The organism is Mesorhizobium sp. BR1-1-3, from assembly GCF_020165455.1.
Lineage (GTDB): Bacteria > Pseudomonadota > Alphaproteobacteria > Rhizobiales > Rhizobiaceae > Mesorhizobium > Mesorhizobium ciceri.
In genome coordinates this window covers 1-14652 of record NZ_JAIUIC010000030.1, presented here as the reverse complement: position 1 = coordinate 14652, position 14652 = coordinate 1, and the positions used below count along the sequence as shown (strand labels likewise).

At 64.6% G+C, this 14652-nt stretch carries 14 protein-coding genes; 7 read left to right on the top strand and 7 right to left on the bottom strand.

The annotated features are described in order from the left end of the window. Window positions 1-245: 245 nt before the first annotated feature. Window positions 246-1349 carry a saccharopine dehydrogenase family protein gene (locus LB559_RS32660; protein ID WP_224675888.1) on the bottom strand — a complete coding sequence of 368 codons (1104 nt, stop codon included), beginning with the start codon at window positions 1347-1349 and terminating at the stop codon, window positions 246-248. Between the two features lie 115 nt (window positions 1350-1464). Between LB559_RS32660 and LB559_RS32655 the strand changes: the two genes are divergently transcribed. Next, window positions 1465-1893, top strand: coding sequence for an Lrp/AsnC family transcriptional regulator (locus LB559_RS32655; protein ID WP_013528746.1), 429 nt, complete (start codon window positions 1465-1467; stop codon window positions 1891-1893). A gap of 51 nt (window positions 1894-1944) precedes the next feature. On the opposite strand, the gene LB559_RS32650 is transcribed toward LB559_RS32655, so the two are convergent. The 3 genes from LB559_RS32650 to LB559_RS32640 form a co-directional block, all read right to left on the bottom strand. Further along, the gene (locus LB559_RS32650; protein ID WP_224675887.1) at window positions 1945-3315 is read right to left on the bottom strand and encodes a sensor histidine kinase; all 1371 of its coding nucleotides are present in this window, start codon (window positions 3313-3315) and stop codon (window positions 1945-1947) included. Beyond that, window positions 3312-3986, bottom strand: coding sequence for a winged helix-turn-helix domain-containing protein (locus LB559_RS32645; protein WP_013528748.1), 675 nt, complete (start codon window positions 3984-3986; stop codon window positions 3312-3314). Before LB559_RS32645 ends, LB559_RS32650 begins: the two co-directional genes overlap by 4 nt. Before the next feature lie 159 nt (window positions 3987-4145). Continuing rightward, on the bottom strand, window positions 4146-4943 hold the full coding sequence (locus LB559_RS32640) for a membrane protein (RefSeq protein ID WP_027162850.1): 798 nt from the start codon (window positions 4941-4943) through the stop codon (window positions 4146-4148). Window positions 4944-5175: 232 nt separating this feature from the next. Between LB559_RS32640 and LB559_RS32635 the strand changes: the two genes are divergently transcribed. Then, on the top strand, window positions 5176-5811 hold the full coding sequence (locus LB559_RS32635; protein ID WP_224675886.1) for a methyltransferase family protein: 636 nt from the start codon (window positions 5176-5178) through the stop codon (window positions 5809-5811). 10 nt (window positions 5812-5821) lie between these two features. On the opposite strand, the gene LB559_RS32630 is transcribed toward LB559_RS32635, so the two are convergent. Beyond that, the gene (locus LB559_RS32630) at window positions 5822-6307 is read right to left on the bottom strand and encodes a hypothetical protein (protein WP_027162851.1); all 486 of its coding nucleotides are present in this window, start codon (window positions 6305-6307) and stop codon (window positions 5822-5824) included. 220 nt (window positions 6308-6527) lie between these two features. Here LB559_RS32630 and LB559_RS32625 point away from each other — a divergent pair, with 220 nt between their 5' ends. Both LB559_RS32625 and LB559_RS32620 read left to right on the top strand, forming a co-directional pair. After that, a complete protein-coding gene (locus LB559_RS32625) occupies window positions 6528-6893 on the top strand; it encodes a RidA family protein (protein ID WP_063169591.1) in 366 nt (121 codons plus the stop codon). Between the two features lie 26 nt (window positions 6894-6919). Next, window positions 6920-8155 (top strand): amidohydrolase/deacetylase family metallohydrolase, encoded by a 1236-nt coding sequence (locus LB559_RS32620; RefSeq protein WP_224675885.1) that lies wholly within the window; start codon window positions 6920-6922, stop codon window positions 8153-8155. A gap of 232 nt (window positions 8156-8387) precedes the next feature. On the opposite strand, the gene LB559_RS32615 is transcribed toward LB559_RS32620, so the two are convergent. Together LB559_RS32615 and LB559_RS32610 are read right to left on the bottom strand one after the other, a co-directional pair. Then, complete coding sequence (locus tag LB559_RS32615) at window positions 8388-10175, bottom strand: flavin-containing monooxygenase (protein ID WP_224675884.1); 1788 nt, start codon at window positions 10173-10175, stop codon at window positions 8388-8390. A 68-nt stretch (window positions 10176-10243) separates the two neighbouring features. After that, complete coding sequence (locus LB559_RS32610) at window positions 10244-11188, bottom strand: MurR/RpiR family transcriptional regulator (protein WP_024504069.1); 945 nt, start codon at window positions 11186-11188, stop codon at window positions 10244-10246. A 337-nt stretch (window positions 11189-11525) separates the two neighbouring features. Here LB559_RS32610 and LB559_RS32605 point away from each other — a divergent pair, with 337 nt between their 5' ends. The 3 genes from LB559_RS32605 (at window position 11526) to LB559_RS32595 (ending at window position 14444) form a co-directional block, all read left to right on the top strand. Beyond that, entirely contained in the window at window positions 11526-12353 is an 828-nt protein-coding gene (locus LB559_RS32605; RefSeq protein WP_024504068.1) for an ABC transporter ATP-binding protein, read from the top strand. After that, window positions 12350-13210, top strand: coding sequence for an ABC transporter permease (locus LB559_RS32600; protein WP_013528757.1), 861 nt, complete (start codon window positions 12350-12352; stop codon window positions 13208-13210). The genes LB559_RS32605 and LB559_RS32600 overlap by 4 nt, the downstream gene beginning before the upstream one ends. A gap of 70 nt (window positions 13211-13280) precedes the next feature. Then, window positions 13281-14444 carry an ABC transporter substrate-binding protein gene (locus LB559_RS32595; RefSeq protein ID WP_013528758.1) on the top strand — a complete coding sequence of 388 codons (1164 nt, stop codon included), beginning with the start codon at window positions 13281-13283 and terminating at the stop codon, window positions 14442-14444. Window positions 14445-14652: the final 208 nt, after the last annotated feature.

Below are 14652 nucleotides of genomic sequence, written 5' to 3'. Positions count from 1 at the left end.
ATCGCTCTAATCCCACGAAATCTCTCTCGTGTAGATACAAGGTGGCGCTGCGAAGCAGCGACGGAGTGGGGGAAGCCGGTCCTCAAATGCGCCGCCGTTGGGGCCTCACAACAGGGCTTCAATCAGGGCGAGGCATCGCCCTGGCCCGAAATCACAAAGCCCGAGTCGGTCGACCCCCACTCCGTCGAGCTTCGCTCGACACCTCTCCCCGATCGACGGGGGAGAGGAAAAGGGGCGCCGGCTCTTCACCCCGCCAGCCGACTCACCATTTCGTGCTGGGCATAGGCGCGGCCAAAACGGTTGGCTAGAAACGCCTCCAGCGCGATGTCTTCCTGCTTGATGAAGCCGGTCGCCGGCAGGCTGCCGTCGGCCAGCATGTCGAGCACGGCGCAGATGCCGGACGCCGTGGTGATCTGGATGGCGCTGCGCACCACCTGGCCGACACGCTGGGAATAGACCTTGTTGGCGTAGGTCTCCTGCAGCAGGCGGCCGTTCTTGCGGCCGGAGACGGTGACGAAGACGATGACGACGTCCTGCAATGTCGCCGGCAGGGCGCTTTCAAAAATGTCCTTCAGCACGTCGCGGCGATGGCGCAGGCCGAGGTCGTTGAGCAGCGCCTTCATGATCGCGGCGTGGCCGGGGTAGCGGATGGTGCGGTAGTTGAGCGTGCGCACCTTGCCCTTCAGCGTCTCGGCCAGCGTGCCGAGCCCGCCGGAGGTGTTGAATGCCTCGTAAGTGACGCCGTCGAGCGAGAACTCCTCGCGCTCCTCCAGTGGCGGCACCTCGACCAGCTCGCCTTCGACGATCGCCTCGCAGGGCTCGCAATATTCGTTGATGACGCCGTCGGTGCTCCAGGTCAGATTGTAGTTCAGCGCATTGGAGGGATATTGCGGCAAAGCGCCGACGCGCATGCGCACGCTCTCCAGCGAATCGAAACGGCTGGCGAGATCGTTGGCGACGATCGAGATGAAGCCCGGCGCCAGGCCGCATTGCGGAATGAAGGCGCTTCTGCCCGAACGCGCCAATTCCTTGACGCGGCGGGTCGAGACGACATCCTCGGTCAGGTCGAGATAGTGCACGCCGGCACTGGCCGCCGCCTCGGCGATGCGGGTGGTCAGATGGAAGGGAGCGGCGCTGAGCACCGCGAATTTGCCGGCGAGTGCGGCTTCAAGCGTGCCGGACGCTTCGATGTCGAGCTCCAGCGTCGCAACCGTGGCCGGGACTTCGGCAGCAGTGAGCTGTGCTGCCGAGCGGTCGACGAGCGTGACCTGATAATCTCCCGTGGCGGCGAGCATCTCGGCAATGGTCGAGCCGATCTTGCCGGCGCCGACAACGACAATTTTCTTCATGACAAATCCCTCACTGGTTGTGAGCACAGATTCGCAGCTTGCCCGTCGAAAGGAAGCGTGGTTCTGTACGAAACGAACCCATTGATTGGTCAGTCCGCCGAGAAGAATCGTCGAAATGCTCAGCGATGCCGAACAGACCCTGCTTTCGCTGCTGCGCGAGAATGCGCGCGCCTCGACCGCCGAGCTGGCGCGGCGGCTTGGCGTCTCGCGGACAACCGTGCAGAGCCGGATCGAACGGCTGGAGCAGCGCGGCATCATATCAGGCTACGGCGTGCGGCTGGCGCCGGATTATGAGCAGGGGCTGGTGCGGGCCCATGTGCTGCTCACCGTGACGCCCAAGCTTGCCGACAAGGTGGTGCGCGGCCTGCGCGGTTTGGCGACGGTCCGGACGCTGCATTCGGTCAGCGGCAATTTCGACATGATCGTCATCGTCGACGCCCCATCGATCCGCGACCTCGACATGCTGCTCGACCAGATCGGCGCCATGGATGGAGTCGAGCGGACGCTGTCGTCGATCATCCTGTCGACGCGGATAGATAGGTGAGGGGACCTCTCAACCCAAGCTGGGCTTGAACAGCACCAGCCGTTTCGCCGGCTAATCCGTAGCCAGCGGAAAACGCACCACCACCGCAAGTCCCGGTCGGCAATCCTCGAGCGTGATCGATGCGCCGTGCAGATCGGCTATGGCCCGGACAAGGCTGAGCCCGAGGCCGCTGCCTGATGTCGACCGGCTATGATCCAGCCGGTAGAGCCGCTGGAACACTTTCTCGCGCTCTGCCGCCGGAATGCCGGGACCGTTGTCGGCGACGCCCGCAACGACGCGTTCGCCCTGGCGCGCTACCGACAGCTTTATCGTCGTGCCCGATGGACAATGGCGCAACGCGTTCTCGACCAGATTGGCGAACATCTGCGTCAGCAGCTCGCGATCGCCATGGATCCGGTCCGTCGTTTCCTGTGGTTGCGCCAACGACAGCGACTTTCCGTCGTCCTCGGCAACATCGGCATAGATCTCGGCGATGGTTTGCAGCACCTCGCCCAGATCGACATCGGTGAACCGCGCCCGGCGGGCGCCGGCCTCGATCTGCGCGATGCGCAGCAGGGCATCGAAGGTCTCGTTGATCTGCAGGCTCTCGGCATGCGCCTCCGCCAGTTCAGCGGCGATTTTCCAGCCCGACAGGTTCTTTTCCGACGCGGTGTCGAGGATCATCTGCAACCGGTTGAGCGGCGTCTTCAGATCGTGGGCGATGTTGGCGCTGACCTGTTTCATGCCTTCGACCAGCGCCGACAGGCGGTCGAGCGCGGCATTGACCTGGCTGGAGACGATGTCGATGTCGTCACCCTTGCCGGTCAGCGGAATGCGGGTGTCCAGCCGTCCATGCGAGACATCCACCATGGTGGCGGCGATGCCGTCGAGACGGCGCTGGACGCGCGAGGCGAGCAGGGCGCCGCCGGCGACCGCCAGCCCGGTGATGATCAGGGTTCCCCAGCCAAAGCTCATCAGCACGATCCTCTCCAGCTCCTCCGTCTCGGAAAGGCTGAAGGCGACGGTCAGCGTGTTGCCGCCGACCGGGCCGGAATAGGCGCGGTACTCGGCGCCGGGCGGCACGCCGGGCATTTCGGTGTCGAACATCGAGAAGCCGTCGGGAAGCCCTGCCGCGGTGAAGTTGCCGGCCAGGCGATTGCCCGTTGCGTCGGTCAACGAAAACAGCTGCTCCTTCTTGAGGCTGCGCAGGGAGTGGCTGCCGACGGTCTCAACCAGCTCCTTGAGATCGTTCTCGGCATAGGTCGCGGCGACGACCGCGTAGGTTTCCTTGATGGTGTCGTCGAGCCGCTCGGCAAGATCGGCGCTCATCATCTGGTAGACGATGGCGCCAGACAGGACGAAGGCCAGCACGAACAGGAAGGCGAAGGTCAGGGCAAGCCGGAATGGCGTGCTGCGCAGCAGGCGGGACCATGTTCCGGTCATGGCGCGTGCAGGCTGTAGCCGGTGTTGCGGACGGTGTGGATGAGCTGGGTTTCGAAGGGCTTGTCGACCTTGGCCCGCAGCCGGCTGATATGGGTCTCGACGACGCTGGTCCTGGGATCGAAATGAAAATCCCAGACCCGCTCCAGAAGCATGGTGCGGGTGATGACGCGGCCTTCGCCGCGCATCAGCACTTCCAGCAGGCTGAACTCCCGCGGCTGCAGGTCGATCGGCTGGCCCCGCCTCGTGACGCGGCGCATGATCAGGTCCATTTCGAGGTCGGCGACCCGCAGGACGGTTTTCTGCTCCTGCGCCGCCGGCCGCCGGCCAAGCGCGTTGATGCGGGCGAGGAGTTCGGAAAAGGCGAAGGGCTTGACCAGATAGTCGTCGCCGCCGGCCTCGAGCCCCTCGACGCGGTCGTCGATGCCGCCGACGGAGGTGAGGAAGATCGCCGGCGTGCGCACGCCGGCGGCGCGCACCGCCTTGACCATCGACAGGCCGTCGAGACCGGGGATCATCCGATCGGCGACGATCACGTCGTATTTGCCCCGGGTCGCCGCGAACAGCCCGTCATGGCCGTTGCGCAGGAGGTCGCAGACATGGCCGGCCTCGGTCAGTCCCCTGACGATATAGTCGGCCGTCCTGTGGTCGTCCTCGACGAGAAGCAGTCGCATGAAAGGTCCGGTCCGTTGCCGAGATGGAGAGGCTATCACCGGCACGGGCTTGTTCCTAGGATGTCACGAAGGCGCAGGCTGGTGGCGCTAGAACGTTCACGATTGGCCGAAGCGGTGGGGTTTTCGGCAATTGCCAATGCTAGCGCATCCGCCCTGCACCTAGTCCAGGTCCAGCAACAGTTCATCGGCTTCGTCGGTTGTCCCCTTCAGGGTCATGTGCAGGACGAGCGCAATGATACAGCCGAGGAAGAGCAGGCTGGTGAAGATGGTGCCGAAGCCCAGGCCGCCATGCCTGGCCGACCGCGACAGCAGGTCACCGAAGGAGGCGCCGAGCGGCCGCGTCAGGATATAGGCGAGCCAGAAGGCCAGGATGCCGTCGAGATTGAGCAGCCAGTAGGCCAGCACGATGAGCGCGATGGCGCCGCCGAACAGCAGGCCTGTGGTGAGGTAGCCCATGTCGAAGCTTTCGGCGACGAGATCGCCGCCGGCGGTGCCGAGCGCGAAGGTCAAGAGGATCGCCAGCCAGTAGAAGATTTCGCGCCTGGTGGTGAAGATGGTGTGGATCGACAGCGACCGTTCGCTGGCGTACCAGACCGCGAATGTCGCGGCGAGCGCAACCGAGAAGGCGATGGTCGTGGTCTGCAGGCGCACGCCGAAAGTGTCGACGAGATTGTCCGTCACCAGGGTGCCGACGATGCTGATCAGCACCACCGCCAGCCAGTAGGCCCACGGCACGTAACGCTTCTGCGCAAACTGCAGGACGAGGGCAGCGATCAGGATGCCGGTCATGATCAGCGAGGTGACGGTCAGCCCAAGTCCGATCGTGTCGGCAAGATAGTCCGCCGCGGTCTCGCCGGTGGTGACCGCCATCAACTTGATCACCCAGAAATCGAGAGTGACGTCGGGAACCCGGTTGTGGTTCGGTGGGGCGGGTTGTCGCCTGTTGGGCGCGAGCATGGCTGAAGTCCTGAGGTCGACGGTTGCGGCGGTGGCGATCCCCGCAGCGTAAGCAAACGAGTTCACGCCGGCCTGTCCGGCGGCATACAAATTCGTAAGAATGGGCGTGGGCCGCGCAAAGGTCCTTTACGAACGCCCGGCGCTGCGCCGATAGAGGGCGTGCGCCTTTCATCCGCCATCAATGTCATGCCCATTGCTCACGGGCACCCGTCAGTGCCCCAGGAAACACCAAATGACCTACGCTACCCTCAAGCCGGTTTCCCAGGCCTTCGACCAGCGCAAGCGCCTGATCTTCGTGCGGGTTGCGGCGGCGCTGGCGGTGTTGCTGCTGTTTCTCACCAAGCCGGGGCTGAGCGAGGGCTCCGACGGGCACGAAACGATCGAATTCTTCGGCTTTTGCCTGGTGCTCGTCTGTGTCGTCGGGCGGCTGTGGAGCATTCTCTATGTCGGCGGCAAGAAGAACGAGGAACTGGTCTCGACGGGACCGTTCTCGACCACGCAGAACCCGCTCTATTTCTTCTCGACGGTCGGTGCGGCCGGCATTGGATTGCTCTACGGCTCGCTGATGGCGGCCGTGGCGCTGGGCCTTGCCAGCTTTTTCATCTTTCGCGTCACGGCGCGCAAGGAAGCCGAATTTCTGCTCGGCAAGTTCGGCCCAGCCTATCTTGCCTACACCAAGAGCACGCCCCGGTTCTGGCCAAACCCGCTGCTCTACCGCGACGATGACGAACTGCAGTTCTCGACGCGGGCTTTGAAGCGCACGTTTTTCGACGGGCTCTATTTCCTCGCCATCTTCCCGGCCATCGAACTGGTCGAGCATTTCCGGGCGACCGGCATGCTGTTTCCGGCCTTCGTCACGCTCTACTGATCAGCTGGCTCTAGCTGCCGAGCGGATGCGGCATGTAGCCGACGAAGCCTGATATCTTCCAGCTTCCGCCGACCTTGCTGCAGAAATACAGCGTCTGCCATTTCAGCCGGTCGACGCTGCCGTCCGCCTTGGCGACCGAGCCGTCGAACTTCTTGTGCAGCACGGCGCGGTCGCCGTCGACGTCGATGTCTCGCATGTTGGTGACGCGAAACAGCGCCTCGCGCAGCGGCTCGGCGAATTTGGTCGCCGCCGTCTCTTTGGCCTGGCGCAGCCATTCGTCGCGATAGACTTCGAGCCTTGGAAACTGCAGCCGCCAGGCGTCGGCGTTGTGCAGGAAATGCGCATGCATGCCGAAGAAACTCTCGGCGACGAAATCGTCCTCGACCATGGCCCAGTCTTGGCCGATGAAGGCGTCGATGTCGCGCCGCACCAGCATTTCCCAGAGCGCGTGGCGATCGGCATCGCCTGATGGAAACGGGTTCTTGTCGTAGGTCATTGCTGCTGTCTCCGCTCTGGCAAATCCGTCTATGCGGTGCGGCTTCCAAGCCGCCCGTCAGCGCGTACGATGCAAGGGCTCTTGTAATAAAGCAACGCAGATTTTCAAGAATGTTGCTTTCCAACAAGGCCCCTATGAGGATCGGCCGGATCGGCGTAAATGTCGATCGAAGCGGGCGCTGCAATGGCACCCCGTCCTGTCATCAGAGGAGGCTTGTCCCTTGCCGAAACAGTGTTTTGGAACGTCGCATGTGCCGTTGTCGCCCGCCGTGCGGGCAGGCGATCTCGTCTATGTCTCGGGCCAGGTTCCCGTCGGCAGCGACGGCATCGTGGTCAAGGGCGGCATATCGGAACAGACCGAGCAGGTGCTCGCCAACGTCAAGGCCGCGCTGGCGCTGGCCGGCTGCACCATGGACGATGTGGTGAAGACCACCGTGTGGCTGGAAGACGCGCGCGATTTCGGCGCCTTCAACGCCGTCTATGCCAGGCACTTTCCGAAGAACCCGCCGGCCCGCACCACGGTCGAATCGCGGCTGATGATCGATATCAAGATCGAGGTCGAGGCGGTCGCCTATCGGCCTCTGTAAGCAAAGCAACGAGCGGAGGTTACCCCATGCAATTCGACCTCCTGCTGAAGGGCGGACGGCTGATTGATCCGGCCGCTGGCCTCGACGCGCTGCGCGATGTCGCCATCGCCAATGGCCGCGTTGCCGCGGTCGACGCCGATATCCCGGCGGACAGCGCCGCGCAGATCGTCGATGCCGCCGGCTGCATCGTCACGCCGGGCCTGGTCGACCTGCACAGCCACGTCTATTGGGGCGGCACGTCGCTTGGCGTCGATGCCGACCGGCTGGCCGCCAAGAGCGGCACCACCACCTTCATCGATGCCGGCAGTGCGGGCGCCGGCAATTTCCTCGGCTTCCGCCGCCATGTCATGGAGCGCTCGAAGGTTCGCATCCTGGCCTATGTCAACATTTCCTTTGCCGGCATTTTCGGCTTCTCGCAGACGGTGTCGGTCGGCGAGTGCAGCGATCTCAGGCTCTGCGAACCGCGCGAGGTTGTGGCTGCGGTGCGCGAGCACCGCGATGTCGTGGTCGGCGTAAAGGTTCGCTCGGGCAAGCATGCCGGCGGCACCAGCGGCATCGCGCCGGTGGATCTGGCGCTGGAGGCCGCCGACCAGGCCGGCCTGCCGCTGATGGCGCATATCGACGAACCGCCGCCCGGCCGCTCGGAAGTGCTGCCGCGCCTGCGCAAGGGCGACATTCTCACCCATTGCTTCCGGCCTTTCCCGAATGCGCCGGTGTTCGCTTCCGGCGCGGTGCGGCCCGACATGCGGCTGGCGCGCGAGCGCGGCGTCATCTTCGACATCGGCCACGGCATGGGCTCGTTCGATTTCGCCGTCGCCCGCGCCATGCTCGAAGAAGGGCTGGCGCCCGACGTGATCTCGAGCGACGTGCATCTCTACTGCGTCGACGGTCCCGCCTTCGACATCCTCGTCTGCATGTCGAAGCTCCTGGCGCTCGGCATGCCGCTGGTCGAGGTCCTGCGCGCCGCCACGCAAGCGCCGGCGCAGGCGATCGCGCGGCCTGACTTGGGCACACTGGCCATCGGCACGGTCGGCGACGTCGCCGTGCTCCGTCAGCGCCCGGGCCGCTTCACCTTCGTCGACGCGGTCGGCGCGTCATTGGTCGCTGATCAGAGACTGGTGTGCGAAGGCATCGTTATCGGCGGCACCTGGTGGCCGAACGATGCGGTCAACGATGTCAGCGAGACTGAGCGGTTTGTGGCGCATGCCGCGCATACCCATGTCGAGGTTGCGGCGAGGCACTTTGGGCATCGGCACGACTAGCTGATCTCGCCAGCTTGTGCCTGTCTTGGGACTGTGCGCTTGGCGAATGGCTTCCCCCACTCCGTCGCCGCTTCGCGGCGCCACCTCTCCCCCCTCCGGAGGGAGAGGAAGGGAGCCAAGGGCGGTGAACTCGCGCCTTTCCTCTCCCTCGCCGATCTGTGTGGCGCCCTTCCTCTACCCCGTCGATCGGGGGAGAGGTGGCGAGCGAAGCTCGACGGAGTGGGGGTCGACTTTACCCGGCGTTGCTCACCGCCCCGTAAACCGGCGTCTCAATGCCTTCCATCCGCGCCTTGATCTGCAGCGCCACATATTTCGAATAGAAGCGCGACAGCGCCAGATTGCCGCCGTGGAACCAGAGCGCTTCCTGGGCGGTCGGCTTCCACATATTGCGCAGCTCGCCTTGCCAGGGGCCGGGGTCGCCCTTGACGCCCGAGCCAAGACCCCAGCACGGGCCGACCTTGTCGGCGACTTCGCGCGAGACGATCGCGGCGACATTCTCGTTCATCGACTGATAGCCGGTGCAGGCGATGATGGCGTCGGCGGCCAGTTCGGTTCCGTCCTCGAACAGGATGCCGCTCGGGGTCAGCGACTTGATGGCGACGCCGCTGCGGATGCCGATCTTGCCGTCGATGATCAGGTCGGAGGCGCCGACATCGATGTAGTAGCCGGAGCCGGTGCGGTAGGCCTTCATCAGAAGGCCGGTCTCGTCGTCGCCGAAATCGATGGCGAAGCCGGCGGCGCGCAGGCGGTCGTAGAAGGCCGCGTCGCGCGCCTTGATCACCTCGTAAAGCGCCCGCTGGCCCTTGGGCACCAGCGCGAACGGCGTCGAGGCGACGATCATGTCGGCCTTCTCGGTGGTGATGCCGCGCGCCAGTGCGTCTTCCGAGAAGATCTCGAAGCCCACTTCCATCAGCGTGTCCGACTTGACCACTGTCGTCGGCGAACGCTGGATCATGGTGACCTCGGCGCCGCTCTCCCAGAGGTCGACGCAGACATCGTGGCCGGAGCTTGCAGCGCCAATGACGGCGACTTTCCTGCCGCGGAATTTGTCGCCGCTGGCATACTGGCTGGAGTGCAGCAACTCGCCCTTGAACCGGCCGGCACCCGGCAGATCGATCCGCCGTGGCGGGCCGTAGGCGCCGGTGGCGAAGACGATGTGCTTGGGCTTCAGCGTGATCTGCCGGCCGACGCGGTCGACGACCACGGTCCAGACTTTTTCGGCCTCGTCATAGCTGGCGCTGAGGCATTTGGTGGCGACCCAGTAGTTGAGCTCCATGACGCGCGTATACATTTCCAGCCAGTCGCCCATCTTGTCCTTGGGCGTGAACACCGGCCAGTTTTCGGGGAAGGGAATGTAGGGCAGATGGTCGTACCAGACCGGATCGTGCAGCACGAGCGTGCGGTAGCGGTTGCGCCAGGAGTCACCCGGCCTGGCATTCTTCTCGATGACGATGGCCGGCACGCCGAGCTGGCGCAGTCGCGCCCCCAGCATGATGCCGCCCTGGCCGCCGCCGATGACCAGGCAATAGGGCTGTTCATCAGTGCCGAGTTCGCGTGTCTCGCGCGCCCGCGCCTCCGACCAGGTCTCGCGCTGGGGATCGGCCTTGTGGCGCACGCCGAGCGGTCGCGCCGCGCGCTTGCGCTCCTCGAAGCCCTTGAGGTCGGCCATGGCCGTGAACAATGTCCGGCAGCGGCCGTCGCGCAGCCGCATGATGCCCTCCCCCCTGGCCACCACGGTTTCGAAGCTGAACCAGGCCTCGATGGTGCCGTCGTCCGAGGTCGCCTCGCCGGTCAGCCGCCACGCGCTCGGCTTGGCCGTCGCCAGCGTCGTCGCCAGCATGTCGGCGATCGCCGCGCGGCCTTCCATGGTCGTGATGTTCCAGGTGAAGGTCAGGAGATCGCGCCAGTAGCAATCGTCGACGAAGAGGTTGCTCGCCGCCGCAGCGTCGCCGGCTGCGAGTGCCTGTGCCAGGGATTCGAGCCATGCGGCGGCCTGTTTCGTCGGTGCTATTTCGAGCATCTCTTTCCCTCTTTCGTTTCATGTCCGGTCTTCCCTTCTCCCACAAGGGGAGAAGGAAAAGCGCAGCCCTAGTCTCCGAGCGGCTCCATCTCCTTGCCGGTGCGGTGGATCTGGGCGTTGTATTTGATGCGGCGCACCGTCTCGCGGGCCGAGCCGTCGAGCTTGTAGGCGGAGGCCACCGCCAGCAGGTCGATCGCCGCCAGAAAGGCGAAGCGCGATGCCGTCGGCTTCAGCGTGTCGGGATATTCCGGCACCGCCACCGTCAGCCTGACGTCGCAGGTGCGGGCGAGCTCGGTGTCGGGCGCGGTCACGGCGATCGCATTGGCGCGGTAATGCTTGGCGAGTTCCACGGCCTCGATCACCTCGCGGGTGCGTCCCGTCGCCGAAATGGCGATCACCAGATCGCCGGGCTTGAGCGTCGAGGCGGTCATGCGCATCAGATAGGGATCGCACTGGGCGCTGACTGTTATGCCGTAGCGGAACAGCCGGTATTGGGTTTCCTGCGCCAGCGCCGAGGAGCTGCCGCCGAGGCCGAAGACCGTGACCTGGCGCGCCTTGGCGATCAGCTCGGCGGCTTTCTGCAGCTGGGCCGGGTCGAGCTGCCGCTCGGCCTCCTGCAGCGCCCGGCGCGCCTCGCCGAACACGGCGTTCCAGAACGGCATGCCATTGTCATTGCTGACGGAAGGCGACTTGGCCAGGTAGAGCGCGCCGACGACGAGGCTCTGCGCCAGCTTCAGCTTGAAATCGCGCACGCCCTCGCAGCCGATGGCGCGGCAGAACCGGGTCACCGTCGGTTCGCTGACCCCGGCGCGCTGGGCAAGGGCGGCGTTGGAGGCGTCGACGGCATATTTGACGTCGTCGAGAACGACATCGGCGACACGCCGTTCGGCCGGGCGCAATTCGCTGTAGGAATCCTTGACCAGCGAGATGATGTCGGGGATGCGCCGGACAGGATCGCGCCCCTCGGTATCGGGGCCTGGAACAGGCTCGTCCTGGCTGCCAGCGTCGGTCATGGGGTCCTGGTCTTTCCCTGGGTTGCGAGGCTGTCGTCTTAGCATGTTTGCACGCCCTGGCTCCACGTGCCCAACCGGATCGCAACCGCAGCGTGTCGTTGGGGAAAGCTCACCTTCCTCCGTTCCTCTCCGGTCCGTGTCAGTTCCGAAGTATGTAGGAAAGCAACATGCATTTCAAGGCCGTAAAACCGACGGTAAAACAAGACGATAGGTATACTAATCGATTTTCGTGATACGGCCGCTATCGTCGGTGCTTGACAGGAAAGTAGGATAGTTACAGACTGATTTTCGCTGGGGATGAGCCAATGGATCATCGCGCAATCTTCCCGGGGGGCAGATGAACACGGGCGATGCAAAAAAGCCGAAGCTTGGCGTGCAGGCAGCCACCAAGATCTATCACACGGCCTCCGGCGACCTGCTGGCGCTGGACCGCTGCAGCCTCGATGTCAGCGTCAATGAAATCGTCTCGATCGTAGGCCCTTCCGGCTGCGGCAAGACCACGCTTTTGTGGTCGATGTCGGGCCTGCACAGCCTGACCAGTGGCGAGATCCGGCTCGACGGCAAGGCCATCACCGGTCCGCATCCCGATATCGGCATCGTCTTCCAGGAGGCGAACCTCCTGCCGTGGCGCAACCTCGACGCCAACATCCGCTTCCCCTTCGAGATCAAGGGCGAGAAGCCGGACCGGGCGTGGATCGCGCATCTGCTCAACCGGGTCGGACTCGATGGCTTCGGCGGCAAGTTTCCGCGCGAGCTGTCGGGCGGCATGCAGCAGCGCGCGGCGATCGTGCGGGCGCTGGCGCTAAAGCCCTCGGTGCTTTTGATGGACGAGCCGTTCGGCGCGCTCGACAGTTTCACCCGCGAGGAGATGAACCGGCTGGTCGAGGAGATCTGGCTCGACACCAAGACGACCATCGTCTTCATCACCCACTCGATTGAGGAAGCGATTTTTCTCTCGGACCGGGTGGTGGTGCTGAGCGCCCGGCCTGGCCGCGTCGCCAAGGAATACCGCGTGCCGTTCCCACGGCCGCGTTCGCTGGAGATCATGGCGACGAAGGAGGTCTTCGACCTCACCAACCGGATCAAGATGGACATTGTCGGCGAACGCACGCGGCCAAAAGCGCCGGAGCGCCCGAGCGCCGAAATCGTGAGGATCAGGCCGTGAGCGGGGGCGATGCCATTCCGGAATTCTCAAAGTCCAAGTCGGGCGCCAAGGCGGGCGACGGCCATGAGGTCAGCCTGACCAACCTTTCCGCCTTCGCCAGCGGCCCCGGCATCAAGTCGGGCAAGGAGGTGGCGGCCATTCTTGCCGTGGCGGTGATCATCATCGGCGGCATCGAACTGGCGCTGCGGCTGTTCCACGTGCCGCTCTATATCATGCCGCCGCCGAGCTCGATCGCTTATGCGCTGTTCGACGAGTTTCCGCTGATCGCGCCGCATCTCGGCTACACGCTGGTCGAGCTGGTGTCCGGCTTCACCATCGGCGCCATCATCGGCCTGGTGCTGGCCGCCGTCATCACCCAATTCCCGTTCGCAGAGAAGATCGTCGCGCCTTACATCCTGCTTCTGGTCACCACGCCGATGCTGGCGCTGGTGCCGCTTCTGATCCTGCGCTTCGGCTTCGGCTACACGCCGCGCATCATCGCGGTGGCACTGGCCGCCGGGCCGATGGTGATGATCAATGCGGCGACAGGCTTTCGCCGCGTCGACAGCGCCAAGATTGCGCTGGCGCGTTCCTATGGCGCCAGCACCCTGCAGATCTTCTGGAAGATCCGTGCGCCGATGGCGCTGCCGATGATCCTGGTCGGGCTGATGATCGGCGCCATCTTCGGCCTGCTGACCGCGGTCGGCGCGGAAATGGTCGGCGGCGGTTTCGGCCTCGGCAACCGGCTGACCACCTATTCGTCGATGATCCAGATGCCGCAGTTCTTCGCGGTGGTGCTGATCCTGTCGACGCTCGGCATCCTGATCTACGTGCTGTTTTTCCTGATCGGCAAGAAATGGGCGAGCTGGGAGGCTTGAACGCAGGGATATGACGGCGCCCGGGAGGCGGGCGGCAAGAGACTGACATCAAACAAAAAAGGGGAATGCCATGACCAAAGAGAACTCAATCAACCCGGCGGGGATCAGCCGCCGCTACTTCCTGCAGGTCACCGGCGCCGGGCTGGTGACGGCGACGGCGCTTGGCGCCACCGGCCTGAAGGCCAGGGCCGAACCCTACGGAAAATTCACCTGGATCTCGCCGCGCGGCACGCTCGAAGTGCTCGACGACTATCCCTACTGGGCGGCCAAGAAGGCCGGCTATTTCGACGGGCTGGACACCGACATGCAGCCGGGACCATCGGACGGCACCGCGACGGTGAAGTTCGTCGATGTCGGCCAGGCCGATATGGGCTTCCCGTCGCCCGGCGTGTTCTCCTTCGCCATCCAGAACGGCATGAAGCTGAAGTCGGTGTTCCATATGGGCGCGCGCGACACGTTCAGCATCGCCTTCCGCAAGGGCGAGGGATCGAACGACCTGAAGAAGCTGGAAGGCAAGACCATCCTGCTCGGCTCCGCCGCCTGGCAGTCGATCACCGACCCGCTGCTGGCCGCGCAGGGCGTCGACATCAAGAAGGTGAAATATGTCGAGGCCGGTTGGCCGACCTGGGGAACGGCGCTGGCCGGCGGCCAGGGCGACGCCGCCCTGTCGTGGGAAGGGCTGCGCGCCGAATGGATCGCCAAGGGGCTCGACTTCGAATACTGGCTCGGCGTGCAGAATTCGAAGCTGCCGGCCAACACCTTCGTCGTGCGTGCCGCCGATCTCGAGGATCCCGACCGCAAGGCGTTTTTGGAAAAGTACCTGCGCGGCTGGGCGATGGGCCTCGAATTCGGCTACCAGAATCCACGCGCGGCGGTCGAAGCGGTGTTCGAGCAGTTCCCGACGCTGGCCAAGAATCTCGGGCCGGAGCTCGGCACCACCTCGATCCTGCAGCAGATCAACGTTTTCCGCGGCGACATGGACAAGCGCGGCGGCTGGGGCTCGCACGACATGGCGAGCTGGCAGGGCTTCTTCGACGAAATCCACAAGATCGGCCAGATCACCGCCCCGGTGAAGGCCGAGGATGTCTGCACCAACGATCTGATCGGCCCGGCCAATGATTTCGACAAGGCCAAGGTCAAGGCCGATGCCGACGGCGTCAAGCTGTCGGAAGGTTTTGCCGCGCTCGATGTCGAGAAGATCAAGGCGCATCTGTTCGATTCGGCGGTGAAGTAGGGCTGCGCAACGGGTCATGTCGGCGCCGCCCTCCATTACCCTGCCTTGGCTCCTTTCCTCTCCCTCCGGAGGGGGGAGAGGTGGCGCCGCGAAGCGGCGACGGAGTGGGGGAAGGCGTTCGTCAAACGCGCAGTCGCCGCAAAACAGGCACTGACGAGCAAGAGACCTCAGGCGCGCGGCGAGGGTCGACCCCCACTCCGTCGAGCTT

Bases quoted from the DNA above. Each gene is read 5' to 3' on its own strand.
- LB559_RS32660 (WP_224675888.1), bottom strand. From the start codon at position 1,349: ATGAAGAAAATTGTCGTTGTCGGCGCCGGCAAGATCGGCTCGACCATT.
- LB559_RS32655 (WP_013528746.1), top strand. From the start codon at position 1,465: ATGCTCAGCGATGCCGAACAGACCCTGCTTTCGCTGCTGCGCGAGAAT.
- LB559_RS32650 (WP_224675887.1), bottom strand. From the start codon at position 3,315: ATGACCGGAACATGGTCCCGCCTGCTGCGCAGCACGCCATTCCGGCTT.
- LB559_RS32645 (WP_013528748.1), bottom strand. From the start codon at position 3,986: ATGCGACTGCTTCTCGTCGAGGACGACCACAGGACGGCCGACTATATC.
- LB559_RS32640 (WP_027162850.1), bottom strand. From the start codon at position 4,943: ATGCTCGCGCCCAACAGGCGACAACCCGCCCCACCGAACCACAACCGG.
- LB559_RS32635 (WP_224675886.1), top strand. From the start codon at position 5,176: ATGACCTACGCTACCCTCAAGCCGGTTTCCCAGGCCTTCGACCAGCGC.
- LB559_RS32630 (WP_027162851.1), bottom strand. From the start codon at position 6,307: ATGACCTACGACAAGAACCCGTTTCCATCAGGCGATGCCGATCGCCAC.
- LB559_RS32620 (WP_224675885.1), top strand. From the start codon at position 6,920: ATGCAATTCGACCTCCTGCTGAAGGGCGGACGGCTGATTGATCCGGCC.
- LB559_RS32615 (WP_224675884.1), bottom strand. From the start codon at position 10,175: ATGCTCGAAATAGCACCGACGAAACAGGCCGCCGCATGGCTCGAATCC.
- LB559_RS32610 (WP_024504069.1), bottom strand. From the start codon at position 11,188: ATGACCGACGCTGGCAGCCAGGACGAGCCTGTTCCAGGCCCCGATACC.
- LB559_RS32605 (WP_024504068.1), top strand. From the start codon at position 11,526: ATGAACACGGGCGATGCAAAAAAGCCGAAGCTTGGCGTGCAGGCAGCC.
- LB559_RS32595 (WP_013528758.1), top strand. From the start codon at position 13,281: ATGACCAAAGAGAACTCAATCAACCCGGCGGGGATCAGCCGCCGCTAC.